17 protein-coding genes are annotated in these 16,218 nt (G+C 66.3%); 7 read left to right on the top strand and 10 right to left on the bottom strand.

What is annotated here, in order from left to right; translation table 11 throughout:
- Positions 1–530: 530 nt before the first annotated feature.
- Positions 531–2,081, top strand: coding sequence for a hypothetical protein (locus tag HNP98_RS19570; RefSeq protein WP_173811877.1), 1,551 nt, complete (start codon positions 531–533; stop codon positions 2,079–2,081).
- 110 nt (positions 2,082–2,191) lie between these two features.
- Here the strand turns inward: HNP98_RS19570 and HNP98_RS19565 are convergent, their stop codons facing one another.
- Positions 2,192–3,298 (bottom strand): DNA topoisomerase IB, encoded by a 1,107-nt coding sequence (locus HNP98_RS19565; RefSeq protein WP_173811876.1) that lies wholly within the window; start codon positions 3,296–3,298, stop codon positions 2,192–2,194.
- A gap of 86 nt (positions 3,299–3,384) precedes the next feature.
- The gene (locus HNP98_RS19560; protein ID WP_173811875.1) at positions 3,385–3,951 is read right to left on the bottom strand and encodes a hypothetical protein; all 567 of its coding nucleotides are present in this window, start codon (positions 3,949–3,951) and stop codon (positions 3,385–3,387) included.
- Positions 3,952–4,114: 163 nt separating this feature from the next.
- Here HNP98_RS19560 and HNP98_RS19555 point away from each other — a divergent pair, with 163 nt between their 5' ends.
- From HNP98_RS19555 to HNP98_RS19545, 3 genes are all read left to right on the top strand, one after another.
- Positions 4,115–5,242 (top strand): App1 family protein, encoded by a 1,128-nt coding sequence (locus tag HNP98_RS19555; protein WP_173811874.1) that lies wholly within the window; start codon positions 4,115–4,117, stop codon positions 5,240–5,242.
- Between the two features lie 236 nt (positions 5,243–5,478).
- The gene (locus tag HNP98_RS19550) at positions 5,479–5,958 is read left to right on the top strand and encodes a DUF4288 domain-containing protein (protein ID WP_173811873.1); all 480 of its coding nucleotides are present in this window, start codon (positions 5,479–5,481) and stop codon (positions 5,956–5,958) included.
- Between the two features lie 252 nt (positions 5,959–6,210).
- Positions 6,211–7,599: an amidohydrolase family protein gene (locus tag HNP98_RS19545; protein WP_173811872.1), complete on the top strand. Its 1,389-nt coding sequence runs from the start codon at positions 6,211–6,213 to the stop codon at positions 7,597–7,599.
- 145 nt (positions 7,600–7,744) lie between these two features.
- On the opposite strand, the gene HNP98_RS19540 is transcribed toward HNP98_RS19545, so the two are convergent.
- A complete protein-coding gene (locus HNP98_RS19540; protein WP_173811871.1) occupies positions 7,745–8,302 on the bottom strand; it encodes an SMI1/KNR4 family protein in 558 nt (185 codons plus the stop codon).
- Between the two features lie 20 nt (positions 8,303–8,322).
- Positions 8,323–8,775 carry a YybH family protein gene (locus tag HNP98_RS19535; RefSeq protein WP_173811870.1) on the bottom strand — a complete coding sequence of 151 codons (453 nt, stop codon included), beginning with the start codon at positions 8,773–8,775 and terminating at the stop codon, positions 8,323–8,325.
- Positions 8,776–8,902: 127 nt separating this feature from the next.
- On the opposite strand from HNP98_RS19535, the gene HNP98_RS19530 reads away from it, so the two are divergent.
- Positions 8,903–10,378 (top strand): APC family permease, encoded by a 1,476-nt coding sequence (locus HNP98_RS19530; RefSeq protein ID WP_173811869.1) that lies wholly within the window; start codon positions 8,903–8,905, stop codon positions 10,376–10,378.
- Between the two features lie 77 nt (positions 10,379–10,455).
- Here HNP98_RS19530 and HNP98_RS19525 read toward each other — a convergent pair whose 3' ends face one another.
- Positions 10,456–11,160, bottom strand: coding sequence for a carboxypeptidase-like regulatory domain-containing protein (locus HNP98_RS19525; RefSeq protein ID WP_173811868.1), 705 nt, complete (start codon positions 11,158–11,160; stop codon positions 10,456–10,458).
- Positions 11,161–11,298: 138 nt separating this feature from the next.
- Entirely contained in the window at positions 11,299–11,700 is a 402-nt protein-coding gene (locus HNP98_RS19520) for a hypothetical protein (RefSeq protein ID WP_173811867.1), read from the bottom strand.
- A gap of 165 nt (positions 11,701–11,865) precedes the next feature.
- Here HNP98_RS19520 and HNP98_RS19515 point away from each other — a divergent pair, with 165 nt between their 5' ends.
- On the top strand, positions 11,866–12,123 hold the full coding sequence (locus HNP98_RS19515; RefSeq protein WP_173811866.1) for a hypothetical protein: 258 nt from the start codon (positions 11,866–11,868) through the stop codon (positions 12,121–12,123).
- 40 nt (positions 12,124–12,163) lie between these two features.
- Here HNP98_RS19515 and HNP98_RS19510 read toward each other — a convergent pair whose 3' ends face one another.
- From HNP98_RS19510 to HNP98_RS19495, 4 genes are all read right to left on the bottom strand, one after another.
- Positions 12,164–12,442 (bottom strand): SemiSWEET family sugar transporter, encoded by a 279-nt coding sequence (locus tag HNP98_RS19510; RefSeq protein WP_173811865.1) that lies wholly within the window; start codon positions 12,440–12,442, stop codon positions 12,164–12,166.
- A gap of 80 nt (positions 12,443–12,522) precedes the next feature.
- Positions 12,523–12,978 (bottom strand): peroxiredoxin, encoded by a 456-nt coding sequence (locus HNP98_RS19505; protein ID WP_173811864.1) that lies wholly within the window; start codon positions 12,976–12,978, stop codon positions 12,523–12,525.
- A 205-nt stretch (positions 12,979–13,183) separates the two neighbouring features.
- On the bottom strand, positions 13,184–14,074 hold the full coding sequence (locus tag HNP98_RS19500; protein WP_173811863.1) for an anti-sigma factor domain-containing protein: 891 nt from the start codon (positions 14,072–14,074) through the stop codon (positions 13,184–13,186).
- Between the two features lie 8 nt (positions 14,075–14,082).
- A complete protein-coding gene (locus HNP98_RS19495; protein WP_317171152.1) occupies positions 14,083–14,643 on the bottom strand; it encodes a sigma-70 family RNA polymerase sigma factor in 561 nt (186 codons plus the stop codon).
- 176 nt (positions 14,644–14,819) lie between these two features.
- Between HNP98_RS19495 and HNP98_RS19490 the strand changes: the two genes are divergently transcribed.
- Positions 14,820–16,217: an NAD-dependent succinate-semialdehyde dehydrogenase gene (locus tag HNP98_RS19490; protein ID WP_173811861.1), complete on the top strand. Its 1,398-nt coding sequence runs from the start codon at positions 14,820–14,822 to the stop codon at positions 16,215–16,217.
- Position 16,218 lies beyond the last annotated feature (1 nt).

Below are 16,218 nucleotides of genomic sequence, written 5' to 3'. Positions count from 1 at the left end.
CGGCGGATTTGGTCACTGGCGCACTTGGCGCAATAATGCTGGGTGTAAACCATAAACCAATCTACAACCGCCACCCTGAATTAATCCACTACCATAATTTGTTTTGGCAGTGGTGTAAAACGGGTGGCCCGGCGAATTGCCCGCAGGGTTTCGTCGGGCCACTCCTACTAGAAAACAACGGCTCCAGGCCAGCGCCAGCGGGGCCCGACGACGGAGATAGCCGCCGGACCACGCCGTTTTGGCCCCACCCTTGTTTTTAGGTAAGCGAATTATTAATTATACCGGGTAATTATTATTTCACGTAAATCGGCACGGCATAAAAGGGCGTTTCTACGTTGGCTACTGGGCCATGGTACCTAGGCCCCGCTCCGCTACTTACTTGTTTACCCCGTTATAAGACCATTCCGCCCCGGCTGGCGGCTGGGCGCGGGCCGCCGCCCGGAAGCAGCCGGGCGGTTCAACCACCTCGCCGGGCCTTCGTTTAGTATTTTTTTACCACCGTCCCGCTGTATCCTTTGCCTGATTTTATTTTGGCCCGCGCCGTTCACGCGCTGCGCTGGCGGCTGGGGCTGCTGGGGCTGCTGGCCACCGGCGGCTGCGTGCGCCCGCACTATTTCCAGGCCGATGCCCACCTGCCGGTGCGGGCCGCCGAAGCTTCGGAGCAAGCGGCCCGCTACACGGCCGGGCGGCAGTACGCGCGGCACGGCGGGCTGTACGAGGTATTTTTTGGGCAGCACCACCGCCGCACCTGGGCCGCGGCGGTGGCCGCGCCGGTGTTCGACCTGGCCACCGCCGCGCCCGGCGGGGCCCTGCGGCCGGGCAAGCTGGGCGGCGGCTTCAACAGCACCAGCCTGGGGCTGAAAGCCGCCGACGACCGCCCCTACGTGCTGCGCACCGTGGACAAAGACCCGCGCCGCTCGGTGCCCCACTGGCTGCGCAACACCGTGTTTGCCAACTATCTGCGCGACAACGTGTCGGCTACCCACCCCTACGCGGCCCTGGCCGTGCCGCCGCTGGCGCGGGCCGTGGGCGTGCCCCACACCCACCCGCGCCTGTACTACGTGCGGCCCGAAGACCCCGCCCTGGCCGGCGACTCGCTCGCCAAGCTGCGCGGCCAGCTTGTCTGGCTGGAAGAAAAATTTAGCGGCGACGCCCGGCCCGCCGACGCCGTGCCCGGGGCCACGGCGCTGCTGAGCAGCCCAGCTTTTTACAAGCACCTGCTGGCCGACCCGCACCACCGGCCCGACCCCGCCGCCCTGCTCCGCGCCCGCCTGCTCGACGCCTGGCTCGGCGACTGGGACCGCCACGCCGGGCAGTGGACCTGGGCCCAGGTGCCGGCCCCCGGGGCCGCGCCGGGCCGCTTCCGCTACCAGCCCGTGCCGAAAGACCGCGACATGGTGTTTTACCGGGCCGCCGACGGCGTGGTGCCCTGGCTGCTCACGCGGCGCTTCGCCGAGCGCAAGTGGAACACGTTCCGGCCCGCGTTCCACGACCCGCTGGGGTTGCTGCAACAGGGCCATTATTTGGACGAGCACGGCCTGGTGGGCCTCACCGCCGGGCAGTTTCGGGCGGCGGCGGCGGCCATGCAGCGGCAGCTCACCGACGCCGTTATTGACTCGGCCCTGCACCTGCTGCCGCCCGCGGCCTATGCCCTGGAGGGCCCCGGCCTGGCCGCCGCCCTGCGCCAGCGGCGGGCGGCCCTGCCGGGCGTGGCCGCCGCGCTCTACCGCAAGCTCAGCCGCCGGCCCACGGTGGGCGGCACCGCCGGGGCCGAGCGGTTTGTGGTGCGCCGCTACGCCGACTCGACCACCGTGGCCGTGTACGCCGGGGCCCTGGGGGCCGATTCGCTGCTGCTGGCCCGCACCTTTTTCAAGCGTGAAACCAAGGTCATCACCCTCGAAGGCCTAGAGGGCGCGGACGTATTCGAGGTCATCGCAGGGGGGCCCCGGGCGGCCCGGGGCCCCCGCCTGGCCATCTACGGCAACCCCGGGGCCCGGCCGCCCGCGCCCGGCCCGGGCGTCACGTATGCCACCGCGCCCCGCCGCAGCGCCCACGCCTACAGCCGCCCGGCGGAGGAATAACGCCGCTTGAATTACGGCGGTTTTCAGGTCGGTGTAAATCAATTAATAATTTCCCCAAGCGCTACGCCCGGGGCCCCAGTATGCTCAGCCCCGGGGCCCCGGGCCGCTGCTTACGCGGCGGCGAGCATTTTCAGCACCAGCCGCTCGGAGGGCGAGAGCGGGTCGCCGGGCGCGGGGGTGGCGTCGTGGGCGCGCAGGTAGTCAATCAGTTCGCCCGACTTGAAGAGCGTGACCACCTGCGGGTGGATGTAGTACTTCGAGCACACGGTGGGCGTGTTGCCGAGGCCGCTGGCCACGGTTTTCACGGCTTTGCGGATGACTTTTTCGGGGGCCAACGCGGGCTCTTCGGCCAGCACGGCTTCGAGGCACTCCACCATTTTTACGGTGCCGCCCCAGGTGCGGAAGTCCTTGGCCGAGAGGGCCAGGCCGGTGTGCTCGTGCAGGTAGCCGTTCACGTCGCCCGATTCGAGGGCGTGGCGCTGGCCGTCGGCGGTGTAGTACTGGAACAGGTGCTGGCCCGGGATTTCCTGGCACTTGCGCACCAGCCGGGCCAGGCGCCGGTCGTGCAGCGTCACGTCGTGCGGCACGCCCTTCTTGCCCACGAAGGCGAAGCGCACGGCGTCGCCCGCGAAGCTCACGTGCCGGTCGCGCAGCGTGGTGAGGCCGTAGCTCTTGTTTTTGCGGGCGTACTCCTGGTTGCCGACGCGGATGAACGACTGGTCCATGAGCGTAATCACGAGGGCCACCACCTGCTCGCGGTTTAGCGTTGGGCGGGCCAAATCGTGCTTGAGTTTTTCGCGCAGGGCGGGCAGCTTTTCGCCGAACGCCCGCAGGCGCGAAAACTTGGTCAGGCTGCGGATTTCGTCCCAGCCCGGGTGGTAGCGGTACTGCTTGCGGCCCACGGCGTCGTAGCCCGTCACTTGCAGGTGGGCCCGGGCGTCCTGGGCCACCCACACGTTGGTCCAGGCCGGCGGAATGACGAACCCGGCGATGCGGTCGAGCACCGCCCGGTCGGCCACCCGGTGGCCCTGGGCGTCGTAGTAGCTGAATTTGCCGGTGCGGCCGGCCTTGCGGGAGTAGCCGGGGGCCGCGTCGGTGGCGTAGTGCAGCCCGGCCTGGGCGGCCTGCTGGGCGGGGTCTTTGTAGAGCTCGTGGGCGGTGGGCGCGAGGTGCTTCTTGCGGGTTTTGGGGCGGGCGGTGGGCGCGGCAGCGGGCATGGGGCGGGAAGTGGAATGGGCTCCGGTGTACGCAAAAACCGCGGCCCGGGTGGCCCGGGGCGCAGTTTTTTGCCCCTTTCCGGCTTCTAAATTCCTTCGCCCGGCCGCGGTTGGTCGAAGTAGTAGCTGGTGGTGGGGGCCACCCCAAAGGGCTGCGTTTTGTGCCGCAGGTAGCTGCCGCGCACCAGCAGCCAGGTGGCGGTGGGCTTGTTGAGGGCGGTGAGTGCCGCCGGGTATTCCCGCAGCTCCAGCCGCACCAGGCGGCGGCCTTCGTAGCGCTCCGTCAGCACTTTGCGGCTGTACAGGTCGTAGTAAACGACCTTTTCCAGCTCGATGCCGAAGCGGTACTTCACGGTTTGCCATTTGATGAGCGAGTTGCGGGGGCCCAGCTCGCCCACGTAGCTCCGCACCCGCCGGTGCAGCCCGCCAAACGAGCCCTGCGACGCCTGAAAGGCCCCCAGCCGGGCCGCGGTTTGGGCGTGCACATTGGTTACGCGGCGCATCAGCGAGTCGTGGGCGGCGCTGTAGGGAGTGGGGGCCGGCAGGGTAGTCGTCACGGCCTCGGCCGTCACGGTTTGGCCAACGGCCTGCGCCCGGGCCGCGCCCAGCCCAAGCAGGCCCAGCAGGGCCAGAAATCGAAAACTTGCGGTCATAAATTGCGGCAGCGCTAAAGGCAGCGGGGTGAAAAGTGGGCCGTAAGATAGGGCCAGGGCGGTGACCAGGGCCATTTTTCCGGCGGGGCCCGGGGCGGCAGGAATTCCAAAAACCCCGGCCGGGCACTTGCGCTCCGGCGCGGGCCGCCGTAGGTTTGCCTTTATGCCGTTTGCGCGCGCGTTGCTGTCCCGCCTGCTCCACCTCGACAACCACCGCCTGGCCCGGCTGGGCTGGGCGCGGCCGTTGCAGCTCGTCACGTACCGCACCTACGGCACCACGGGCCGGTTTTACGTGAAGGGCCGCCTGCTCACCGACCCCGGCCTGGCCCCGGCGGCGGCCGGCGACTCGCGCTGGCGCAACTTCCGCAACATGGCCCGCCGCTTCCTCAGCTACGAAATTGCCGGGGCCGGGCTGGTGGCCGAACGCGCCGGCGGGGCCCCGCAGCCCGTGACCACCGACGACGAGGGCTACTTCACGCTGGTGCTCGAAGCGCCGCCCCAGCCGCCGCCCGGGGCCCTGCTGTGGCAGCCGGTGGCTCTGCGCCTGGCCCACCTGCCCGGCGGCGCACCCCTGCCCGCCCGCCCCGTGCAAGCCGTGGCCGAGGTGCTGGTGCCGCCCGCCGGGGCCGAGTTCGGGGTAATTTCCGACCTCGACGACACGGTGTTTGAGTCGGGGGCCACCAACTTCCTGCGCATGGGCTTCACGGTGCTGCTGCGCAACGCCCTCTCGCACCAGCCGTTTGCCGGCGTGCCCGAGTTTTACCGGGCCCTCCAGCTGGGCTGCACCGGCCGGCCCGACAACCCGTTCTTCTACATCAGCAGCAGCCCCTGGAACCTGTACGACGCCCTCGACGAGTTCCTCGCCCTGCACGGCATCCCCAAGGGGGCCCTGCTGCTGCGCGACGTGGGCCTGCGCCCGCGCAACCCCGTGCCGGCCACCGCCGAGGGCCTGGCCGCGGCGGCGCACTTCGGCCATAAGCTCCACGAAATCGAGAACGTGCTGCGCACCTACCCCGCCCTGCCCTTCGTGCTGCTCGGCGACAGCGGCCAGGAAGACGTGGGCATCTACCGCGAGGTGGTGCGCCGCTACCCCGGCCGCATCCGGGCCGTGTACATCCGCGACGTGCAGGTGCCCAAGCGGGCCCTGCGCATCCCCGCCGTGGCCGCCGCGCTGCGGGCCGAGGGCGTGGAGCTGCTGCTCGTGCCCGACTACGCCACCGCCATGCGCCACGCCGCTGAAAGGGGGCTAATTGCCAGCGATAAGGTGGTGGTGAAGGCGGAGGAGATTTGAGAAACGGAAGTTTAACTAGCTGGTGAAATGAGCAAAATCATTGATTTAGGGCCCTGGGGCTATCTCAAGACAATCCCGAAGCCCTTACCCAGCTAGCTTCTGCTACCATACACTTACCCTATCTAAGCTATCAATCAGTTATAAACCTTGCTCCAAGCGATAGAACCAGGCAAATAGCTGCGCACTACCGGCAGGCCTATCGGCAACTGATTGCTTTGCTACCGGATGCTGATTTTATGCGCCTGGGCTCACGTATTCGCCCCACCGGCATAACGGCGAAATTGAGGGTGCATCAACTGCTGTCTCTGTTGCAACAGCCGTGCGTGAATGATATAACCATCCAATCCATTGACAACCTGCCTCCTAAGGCAACAATACTAAAACCTTTGTTTTGGAGCATCCAGGCCCGTTTTGCTATTCAGATTGAAAACCAAACGACAGGGATGCAAAAATTTGAAGACCGGTTGCTGTTGATTAGGGCCCCTACCGAAGAAGAAGCAAAGCAGAAGCTGTTGCGGAGCTTCGAGGCGTATGCAGAGCCTTACTTGAATTCTGCCGGTTTATTGGTACGCTGGCAATTCGAGGCTTTTACAGATAGTTACTGCCTCGATATAAACTCTTCAGAAGAACTTCTAAGTGAGCAAGGTGTAGAGATATTCTCGACTTTGGGCAATAGACGTTTACGTATGGGAATGGATTGGAAGTCAAACCCCTAACTACCTGTCGAACCCGTTGAAGTGTCTCGTAGCAACCGTCATATCGGCAGGTTACCGGGCGCTTACTGGGCATAAAAGTTATTATAGCATTCAGAGCCTTTCCATTTGCCCGTCATGCCGAGCGCAGCCGAGGCATCTCGCGTGCAGCAGTAACCCAATCCCGTGCAACGACGCACGCGAGATGACTCGGCTGCGCTCGGCATGACGGGCAAATTTGAATTCCTAAACAATTTCATATTTCACCTCTCGTTGATGCGCCTCCCACAACTTCTGTTCCTCCCCCTTTGCCTGGGCGTTTCGGCGGCGCGGGCGCAGCGGCTCACCATCGTGCACGCCAAGATAATTGACGTGGCCACGGGTGCTATTCGGCCCGACATGACGGTGGTTATCAACGGGCCGCGCATCGTGCGGGTGGGGCCCTCCGCTCTTAACAACCCCAGGACTGGCCGGGTCGTGGACGCCCATGGGCAGTACCTTATGCCGGGGCTGTGGGACATGCACACCCACGTGTACTTCGACGGGACGGCCAACGCCGGCACCGACCTGATTCTGCCGCTGCTGCTGGCCAACGGCATCACCGGCATCCGCGACATGGGCAGCCAGCTCGATTCCGTCCTGGGGGCCCGGGCGGCCGTGGCGGCGCACCGCCGGCTGGGGCCCCGGCTGGTGGTGAGCGGGCCGATGCTCGACGGGCCCAAGTCGCCCTACCAGGCGGCCATTGCCGTCGCCACGCCCGAAGACGGGCGCCGGGCCGTCGATATGCTCAAGGCCCGGGGCGTCGATTTCATTAAAATTCAGTCCTACGTGCCCCGGGCGGCGTATTTCGCCATCGCGGCCGAGGCCAAGGCCGTGGGCCTGCCCTTCGAAGGCCACGTGCCCGACGCCGTGAGTGCCGCCGAAGCCGTGGCCGCCGGTCAGCGCACCTTCGAGCACCTGATCGGCGTTTTCGAGGCCAGCTCGACCGACGAGGCCCGGTACGTGGCGGGCGCCGAGAAGTCGCCGGGCCGCCTGCTGGCCACCTACGACGCGGCCCGCGAAGTTGCCGCTGTGCAGCTACTGGCGGCGCAGCACGTCTGGCAGTGCCCCACCCTGTTCTGGGAGCGGGGCCAGTGGCTCGTCGATTCCCTTGCCTGGCGCGACGACCCCGACCTGGCCTACGCCGGCCGCAGCTGGGTGGCGCAGCGATGGCCCAAGGCCCAGGCCAGCATCGCGCGGACAATGGACACCGAGCCGCGGCCGGTACGGGCCCGCTTCGTCGCCCACGAGCTGGACCTGGTGCGCAAGCTGCACGCGGCCGGGGTGGGCTTCCTGGCCGGGACCGACGCGCCGGCCGGCGTGGACGTGCTGCCCGGCCCCAGCCTGCACCTGGAGTTGCAGCGCTTCGTGGCGGCCGGCTTCACGCCCCTGGAGGCCCTGCAAACGGCCACCCTGAACCCGGCCCGGTTCTACCACCGCCTCCAGGACTTCGGCAGCGTCGCGCCCGGCCGCCTCGCCGACCTCGTGCTACTCAGCGCCAACCCGCTGGCCAACATCGCTAACACCCAGCGCATCGCCGCCGTGGTCGCGGACGGCCGCTACCTGTCGCGGCAGGACCTGGACCAGCTATTGGAGCATTTGAAGCAGGTGGCCGCGGGGAAGTAGGTGGTGAAATGCAGGTCATGCCCGATTATGTCACCGCCATGCGCTCCGCGGGAGCTAATTGCAAGGAAAGTAGCGGCAGTGAAGGCGAAGGGATTTGATTTATTGTCCCTTGGAAGTAGGTATTGGAACAACCTCAGGCAAACAGTCAATACCGCCGCCCTCTTTCATCAAATAGCAGCGTCAATCGTTGTGCCTCAGAAACAAGCATCGATTCAAAATCAGGCCACTCGTGCAGCGGCTCGGCAGAAAAAGACGAATTGTGGTAGACTTTTTCCGATTGCAAATCCATGTAAAGCCACGATCCGTCCCTGTACCTACTCAAGAGTAACTGCTGAGTCTGCGCAATATGCGAGCGGCCGTAACAATTAATATCTCGCAGGTGGAACGGTTGCCAGGCAGCGTCTCCGGTTCGCATATAATTGTGGCGTAAACCGTGGATGGCAAGCTCACAGGAAAAAATATTAAAGCCATTATGGTAAGCGTAGAACTTATGCAGCGCAGGCGGTAACGCTACGCCTACCTGCTGTTCTAAAGCTAAAACATCTGCGATTGGAAGCGGAGCGAAACAAGTGTGTAACCAGGTATTTGGCGCGATATGTGGCACGTAGCCCAACAATTCTGTGCCATTAGCTAATAGTCGGCACCCAAATGCTCGGGCCGGGTAGATGAGGTGGTAGACCTCTTGCAGGTATGTTGGAAGCACAGAAAAAGATTTGAGCTGGGCTACGACGTGTGGTCGGCCACGATGACCCAGCGGCCCTGGATGCGCCGGAACACCAGCAGGAAGTGGCCGCCCACGTCGCCCAGCGGGGCGGGGCGGGCCAGGTGCCAGCCGCCCACCACCTCGGCCGCGTCGGGGCCCAGCGGGGTGATGCGCAGGCCGCTGAAGCCGAGCTGGCCCATGGCGGCCGCGTTGGGGTAGCTTTTTCGGTAGTGGGCCAGCGTGGGCTGCCAGCCGTAGGTGAGGCCCTTCTGGCCGATGAACACCAGCGAGTCGGACTGCCAGTAGCCCTGCATGAAGCCGGGGATGTCGCCCCGGTTCCAGGCGGCGGTTTGGGTGGCCAGCACCTGGGCGATGGCGGCGCGGGGCGCGGGCTGGGCCCCGGCGGGGGCGGCGGCCAGCAGGGCCCCCAATACGGGCAGGGCGGCGGGCTTCCAGGAGCAAACGAAGGGCATACGCGGCGGTCAGCAGAGGGGGCAGCGGTGCCCCGGCCGCAAAGATGCGCCGTGGCCCGCGTTGGGGCCCCGGGCTTTGCCGCCGCCAGCGCGTAGCTTGCCGGCTTAATTCCGTTTCCGTTTTTCCATGGCCGACGCTACGCCTACTTCCCCGCCCCATTTCCAGCGGGCCCTCACGCTGTTCGACGCCATCATGCTCGTCACGGGCAGCATGATTGGCTCCGGCATTTTCATCGTGTCGGCCAATATCGCCCAGCAGGTGGGCTCGGCGGGCTGGCTGCTGGTGGTCTGGCTCATCACCGGCTTCATCACCACGGCCGGGGCCGTGAGCTACGGCGAGCTGGCCGCCATGTTCCCCAAAGTGGGGGGCCAGTACGTCTACCTGCGCGAGGCGTTTGGCCGGCTGGTGGCGTTTCTCTACGGCTGGACGCTGTTTTTGGTGATTCAAACCGGCGTAATTGCCGCCGTGGCCGTGGCCTTTGCCAAGTTCCTGGGCGTGCTCTGGCCGTGGTCGAGCGTGACGCACGTGCTGGCCAAAGTCGGCCCGCTCGAGTTCAGCAGCGCCCAGCTGGTGGCCATTCTGCTGATTGTCGGCATCACGGCCCTCAACGCGCGGGGCGTGCGCACGGGCAAGCTCATCCAGAACGTGCTGGGCAGCACCAAGCTGGTGGCCCTGGCGCTGCTCATCGTGTTCGGCATCGCCCTGGGCCTGAACCACGCCGCCGTGCAGGCCAACTTCCACGACGTGTGGGCCGCCGTGCGCCACCCCGCCGCCGGGGGCCCGGCCGTGCCGCTGGGCGCGGGGGCCCTGGTCATCGCCATCGGCATGGCCATGTCGGGCTCGCTGTTTTCCTCCGACTCGTGGAACAACATCGGCTTCGCGGGCGAGGAAATCCAAAACCCCGAGCGCACGCTGGTGCGCAGCATGGTCATCGGCACGGGCATCGTCACGGCCCTCTACATTTTACTGAACGTGGTGTACTTGCTGGTGCTGCCGCTGGCCGGCTCGCCCGACGCCGCCACCGTGGCCGGGCGCGGCATCATGTACGCCAAGGACGACCGGGTGGCCACGGCCGTGGCCGAGTCGGTGCTGGGGGCCCCGGGGGCCTACGTCATGGCCATCCTCATCATGCTCAGCACGTTCGGGGCCAACAACGGCATCATCCTGAGCGGGGCCCGGGCCTACTTCGCCATGGCCAAGGACGGCCTGTTTTTCCGGGGCCTGGCCCGCCTCAACCCCGCCGGGGTGCCCAGCCGGGCGCTGTGGGCCCAGTGCCTGTGGGCCAGCGCCTTGTGCCTGAGCGGCAGCTACGGCCAGCTGCTCAACTACGTGATGTTCGCCGTGATTTTGTTTTACGTCGTTACCATCGTGGGCATTTTCGTGCTGCGCCGCACCCGGCCCGCCGCGCCCCGCCCCTACCGCGCCTGGGGCTACCCGCTGGTGCCGCTGCTCTACATCGGGCTGGCCTCGGCCTTTTGCGTCGTGCTGCTCGTGGCCCCCGACACGGCCGAGTATTCGCGCCGGGGCCTGGGCCTGGTGGCACTGGGCCTGCCGGTGTTTTTCCTGTTTGGCCGCCGCTTCGGGAGCCCGGCCGCAGAATAAACTGCGCCTGCACCCGCTGAAAAGAAGCGGCCGTTCCTGCGCAGGAACGGCCGCTTCTTTTATTCCCCGCCCCGACCCTAGCGGCGGCGCTTTTTCGCGTCGGGCCGGGGCGTGAGGGTCACGCTCACGGGCTGGCCGCTGCGGGCGTGCACCACCTCGTCTTCGTAGCCGCCGTAGCCGAAAAGCAAGGTGTTGTCGCCGGCGGGCACTTCCAAACTGTAATTGCCGGCCGCGTCGGTGCTGGTGCCCTGGCTGCTGCCTTTCAGCAGCACCGTGGCCCCCACCAGCGGCCGGCCGTCCTCGTTCAGCACCCGCCCCGCCAGCGCCCCGGTGGCCGGAGCCACCGGGGCGGCCGGGATGGCTTGCACCACCGGAGCCGGCTCGGGCTCGGCGGCCGTGGCCGGCGCGGGAGCCGCCGTGGCTGCCAACGGGACCGGGGCGACGGCCACGGGCGCTTTGGGGCTGGGCACGGCAGTGATCCCGGCGGCCTTCAGGGCGGCTACCGGGGCCGCCGCTTCGGCCACGACGGGCGCTTTGGGGGCAGGCTGGGGGCGGGCGGCCGTCACGGCCGCTCCTTCGAGCAGAAACGCCGGCGGGGCCGCCGGCATGGCCGCGCCTTCCTGGCCAGGAGATAGCACATATCCAAGAGTGAGTAGCACCACGATGGAGCCGGCAAACCACGTCAGGCGGCTACCACTTGTGCTGTGTAATTCATCGGCTATTAGCTCGAAATCGGTATTATATGCCTCGGAATCGACAGGGGGTATAGGGTTGATATCCATAAGGTGGTGAAAATAAAAAAATAGTAAGAAAATAAGCCCGTTGTGGCCACCAAAAGTACGCACTTGCTTGGCAAATGCACAACTCGGGCAGCCGCAACGGGCTTCTTTTCTTACTATCTAAGCCAAAGCGGGGGCCATTCAGGCATCCTGCGGGGTTTTGGCGGGGCCGGTGGGGGCTGCGTCGCCAAACTTCTGCTCGTGGGTGCGCACGTCGTGGTCCAACTCGTAGCTGCCTTCGGTTTCGAAGCCGGGGCCCTGCTGTTGTTCGCCGGGCTTGCCGTGTTCGGTGCCGCCCTGGGGCGTGCTTTCCGAGCCGCCGATGTGCAGGTTTTCGAGTTGGTCCTTCTGGTCGTCGCGCTGCGTGTAGCCGTGGGCCCCGGTGTAGCGGGCAGCGGTGGGGTCGTTGGTTTCCTTGCCGTTGCTTTGGCTTTTTTTGTATTCTTTCTCGCGCTCCTGCTGCTCGTTTTTGGAGGTGTCTTGGTCGGAGGCGGTGGGTTCCTGGGGTTGGTCGTCGGTGCCAAACAGGCTGTCGAGTATCATGGCGGGGGGCTGAAAGTGAGAAACCGGGTAGTGTACCCCCGGTGTACGCCGTGCGCCCCGCGGCGTTGCGGCCCCGGGCGCGGCCGGCCCGCTATTTTTGTAAACGGACCGGGCTTTTCCCGCCGCTCCCCGGGCCGCCGGCCCCGCTCTTTCACCGCCCCCGTCATGAACTTTTCCAAACTCTACCGCCCGTCGGCGCTCAACAGCTTCCAGTTCGTGGCCGTCACCGGGCTCGTCATGAGCGCCGCGGCCCACTGCATCCTGGCCGTGGGCGTGGGGCGCGTGCCGCCGGGCTTTAGCTGGCTGTACGTGTGCTGGCTGGTATTTTACGCCGGGGGCACGCTGCTCAATTACTTTGGCAAGCCCAACGCCGGCCATCATCACGACCATGGTGAGGACCACGACGAGGACCACGAACACTAATCAACTAATCAATCATTGTAAGCGGCAGTATAGTTGAAGATTAATATGTATTTCTGAACCGCCACTTGAAGTAAACTAGCGTGAGGGTGAAGAGCAAATTGAAGGCATTGCCCACCAAAATGGGTGTGTTGTGGAAGTACGCCCCGTAGGCCAGCCACAGCGCCATGCCGGCCGCGCCCACCGCCAGCATAGAGCCCGACAGGCCCGCGGCGGTGCGCTTTTGCCAGGTATGCAGCACCTGCGGGAAGAACGTGAGGGCGGACAAAGCCGCCGCCAGCAGGCCAATTAAGTTGAACAGGTGCGCCGCCGAAGTTGCCATGCCCCGCATACGCAGCCAGGCCCGCCGGGTATACGGGCGCCAAAGCCTCGGCCCGCCGCTCATTCCCCACCACTGGGCCACTACTTGGGCAGGCCGGCCAGCACCTCCTTGGCGTGGCGCACGTGGTCGGTGGCCCCGCTCAACGAGTTGAAAATGTACCGGACAACGCCTTCGCGGTCAATGACAAACGTGACGCGGCCGGGGAGCAGGCCCAGCAGGGCGCGGGGCACTTCGTAGAGCTTGCGCACCTGCCCGCCGGGGTCGGCCAGCAGCGGAAACGGCAAGCGGTGCTTCTTTGTAAATTTCTGGTGCGAGGCTTCGCTGTCGGAACTGATGCCCACCACGTCGGACCCCAGGTCCTGGAAGTCTTCGTACTGGTCGCGGAACGAGCAGGCTTCGGCGGTGCACCCGGGCGTATCGTCTTTCGGGTAGAAATACAGCACAAGGTGCCGGCCCCGGCGGTCAGCCAGGCGAAAAGGCGTGCCGTCGGTGGTATTGAGGGTAAAGTCGGGGGCGGGCTGGCCTACGTGCAGCATGGCGGTACGATGTTGAATAATGGATCTATTTAGCTGCTAACCAAGCTATTTACATTTGGCAACAGCCATTTTACAGGGTTTGACCCGGGCAAGCGGCCCGCAATTAACGACCCGCCACCGGTTGGCGCGGGCCGGGGCCCAACGCAACGGCCCCCGCGACGAGTCGCGGGGGCCGTTGGTGATAACCAAAAGAAACGAGCAGCGGTTAGATCGTGCCCATGGCCTGGATGGGCATGGTGGGCGAAGCGCTGCCGCCCACGGGCTCCAGCGTGACGGCGAAGGCCTGGGCACTGGCAATGTCTTTCATGCGCTCCAGGCGTTCGCCCGCGGCAGCGTCAGCCGTGAGCACCCCGGCGTCCACGGGCTTGCCGTTGTTGAGGGCCCACAGCTGGTATTGGCGGCCGGCGGGCGGGGCGGGCAGGTGCTGCACGTCCACGTACACGCGGCGGGTTTTGGCGTTAAACAGCACCCGGGCTTTGTCGGCGGGCGCGTCGGGTGTGCCGGCCAGCGCCACGAAGCGAAACTCGGCGTCGCGCAGTACTTCGTTTTGCTGGCGTATTTCGCCGAGCTTTTTCTCCACCACCATGGTGTTAGCGGCCAAGCGGTTCTGGTTGCCCTGCATGGCCACCAGCTCGTGGTCGGCGTTCTGCCAGCGGCTGTAGAGCACGCCGTTGCCCGCCAAGCTCAGCAGCAGGGCCACGGAGGCGGCAAGGGCCATGCGGGAGCGGCCGGCCGGAGCGGGCGCGGCGGCCAGGGGCCGCACCACGGCCTCGCCCGGGGCGGGCTGCGGCCGGGCCAGGGCGTCCACGTCGGCCCGCAGGCCGGCCGAGGCCACCGGAGCGGCCGCCACTGGGGTAGGCAGGGCCACCTGGGCCAGTACCTTGCTCAGCACCCGGTCGCGCATGCCGGTGGGCAATTCCCGGGCGTGGGCATCGGCGTAGTATTCGAAGGCGAGTTGGATGGAAGCCAATTCCTGGGCAACGGCAGGCTGGCGAGCCGCTTCGGCTTCCACCGCGGCTCGTTCATTGGGTGCCAGCAAGCCCAGGGCATATTGCTCCAGGATGCCGGACTCGATATAGGTTTGAGAATCTTCCACGTCGAGGGTTAGCGAATCAGTTTGCTCAATAATTTAATGGCCGTGCGGGCGCGGGTTTTCACCGTACCCAAGGGCAGCTTTAGCTCTTCAGCCACTTCGCTTTGGGTGTACCCTCCAAAGTAGAGCAAGTCGATGATCTGGCGCTGTTCCGGTACCAGGGTCTTAACAATTTCTTGAAGCCCGATGTGCTCCGGCCGAAAACTATCGGGGGCCGGCATTCGTTGAGCAGCGAGACTATCGTCGAGTCCCTGAGTGCGAGTACCTACGCGGTGTTGGCGCGAGCGGATTTTGTCGATGGCCAAATTCCGGCTGATGTTCAGCACCCAGGTGAACAAGCGGCCTTTGCCGGGGTCGTAGGCGGGGAAAGAATTCCATATTTTGACCAGGGCTTCCTGTAGCACGTCCTCGGCCACCTCGTCGGCCTTCACGATGCGGGAGATGACGCCGAACAGGGCCGGGGCGTAGCGGTCGTAGAAGAGCGTCAGGGCCGACTCGTCGCGGGCTTGCAGCCGCCGCACGAGGTCCTCTTCCGAGGCAGTGGGCAGGGAAATAGGCGGAATTTCAGACACAGGAAACGAGAGTGGGTACGGCCCCGCAGCGATTGGGGGCGTGAGATGGTGCGTGAAAGTAAGGCACGGGGCCTCGTCGCGCATACCGGCTGCCCCTCGGCAACCCCGAAGGCCTCAACGAGGTTTTAAACGGATATTGGCCCGGCCCGTTGCCGGGCCCCGCGTTTCCCGCCCCCATGCCCATCGAATCGTACAATCCTTACACCGGCCGCGTGCTCAAGCGGTTCCGCCCTTTCTCGTGGGCCAAAACCGCCCGCATCCTGGGCCAGGCCCACCGGGCGGCGGCCACCTGGCCCGCCACCAGCTTTGCCCACCGCGCCGCCGTGCTGCGCCGCGCCGGGGCCCTGCTGCGCGAGCGGGCACCCGCGCTGGCCCGCCTCATGGCCCTGGAAATGGGCAAGCCCGTGGCCGACGGCCGCGCCGAGGCCCTGAAGTGCGCCGCCGGCTGCGACTACTACGCCGCCCACGGCGAGGAATTTTTGGCCGACGAGCTGATTGCCACCGACGCCGGGCGCAGCTTCGTGAGCTGCCAGCCGCTGGGCGTGGTGCTGGCCGTGATGCCCTGGAACTTCCCCTTCTGGCAGGTGGTGCGCTTCGCCGCCCCGGCCCTGATGGCCGGCAACGTGGGCCTGCTCAAGCACGCCTCCAACGTGCCGCAGTGCGCCCTGGCCCTGGAAAAAATCTTCCACGACGCGGGCCTGCCGCCGGCTTGCTTCCGCACGCTGCTGATTGGGTCGGATTTGGTGGAGCAGTTGATTGCCGACGACCGGGTGCGGGCCGTGACGCTGACGGGCTCGGAGCCGGCCGGGGCCGCCGTGGCGGCGGCGGCCGGCCGCCACATCAAGAAAACGGTGCTCGAGCTGGGCGGCTCCGACCCGTTTATCGTGCTGGCCGACGCCGACCTGGCCCTGGCGGCCAAAACCGCCGCCCAGGCCCGCATGATCAACGCCGGCCAGAGCTGCATCGCCGCCAAGCGCTTCATCGTGGAAAAACCCATCGTGAAGGAATTCGTGGCCCAGCTCAAAACCCACCTGCTGGCCCAGCGCACCGGCGACCCGCTCGACGAGGCCACCCAGTACGGCCCCCTGGCCCGCCCCGACCTGGCCGACGAACTGGCCCAGCAAGTGGCCGACTCGGTGGCCCAGGGGGCCCGCCTGGCCCTGGCCGGCGGCCAGGACCGGCCGGGCACGGCCCTGTTCCGGCCCGCCATCCTCACCCACGTCAAGCCGGGCCAGCGCGCCTACCACGAGGAGTTCTTCGGACCGGTGGCCCTCGTGCTCGAAGCCAGAGACGCCGCCGACGCCGTGCGCCTGGCCAACGACTCGCGCTTCGGCCTGGGGGCCTCCATCTGGACCCAGGACCTGGCCAAAGGCGAAGCCCTGGCCCGGCAAGTCGAAAGCGGGGCCGTGTTCGTGAACAGCATGGTGAAGTCGATGCCCGAGCTGCCCTTCGGCGGCATCAAGAAATCGGGCTACGGCCGCGAGCTGTCGCGCCTGGGCATCCGCGAGTTCGTGAACCAGAAATCGGTGTGGATTGGCAAAGCCACCCCGCCCGGCGGGGCGAAAACGGAGTAAG

The sequence above is a fragment of the Hymenobacter caeli genome (assembly GCF_013294115.1).
Classification (GTDB): domain Bacteria; phylum Bacteroidota; class Bacteroidia; order Cytophagales; family Hymenobacteraceae; genus Hymenobacter; species Hymenobacter caeli.
This window is presented reverse-complemented; position numbering and strand designations above follow the sequence as displayed.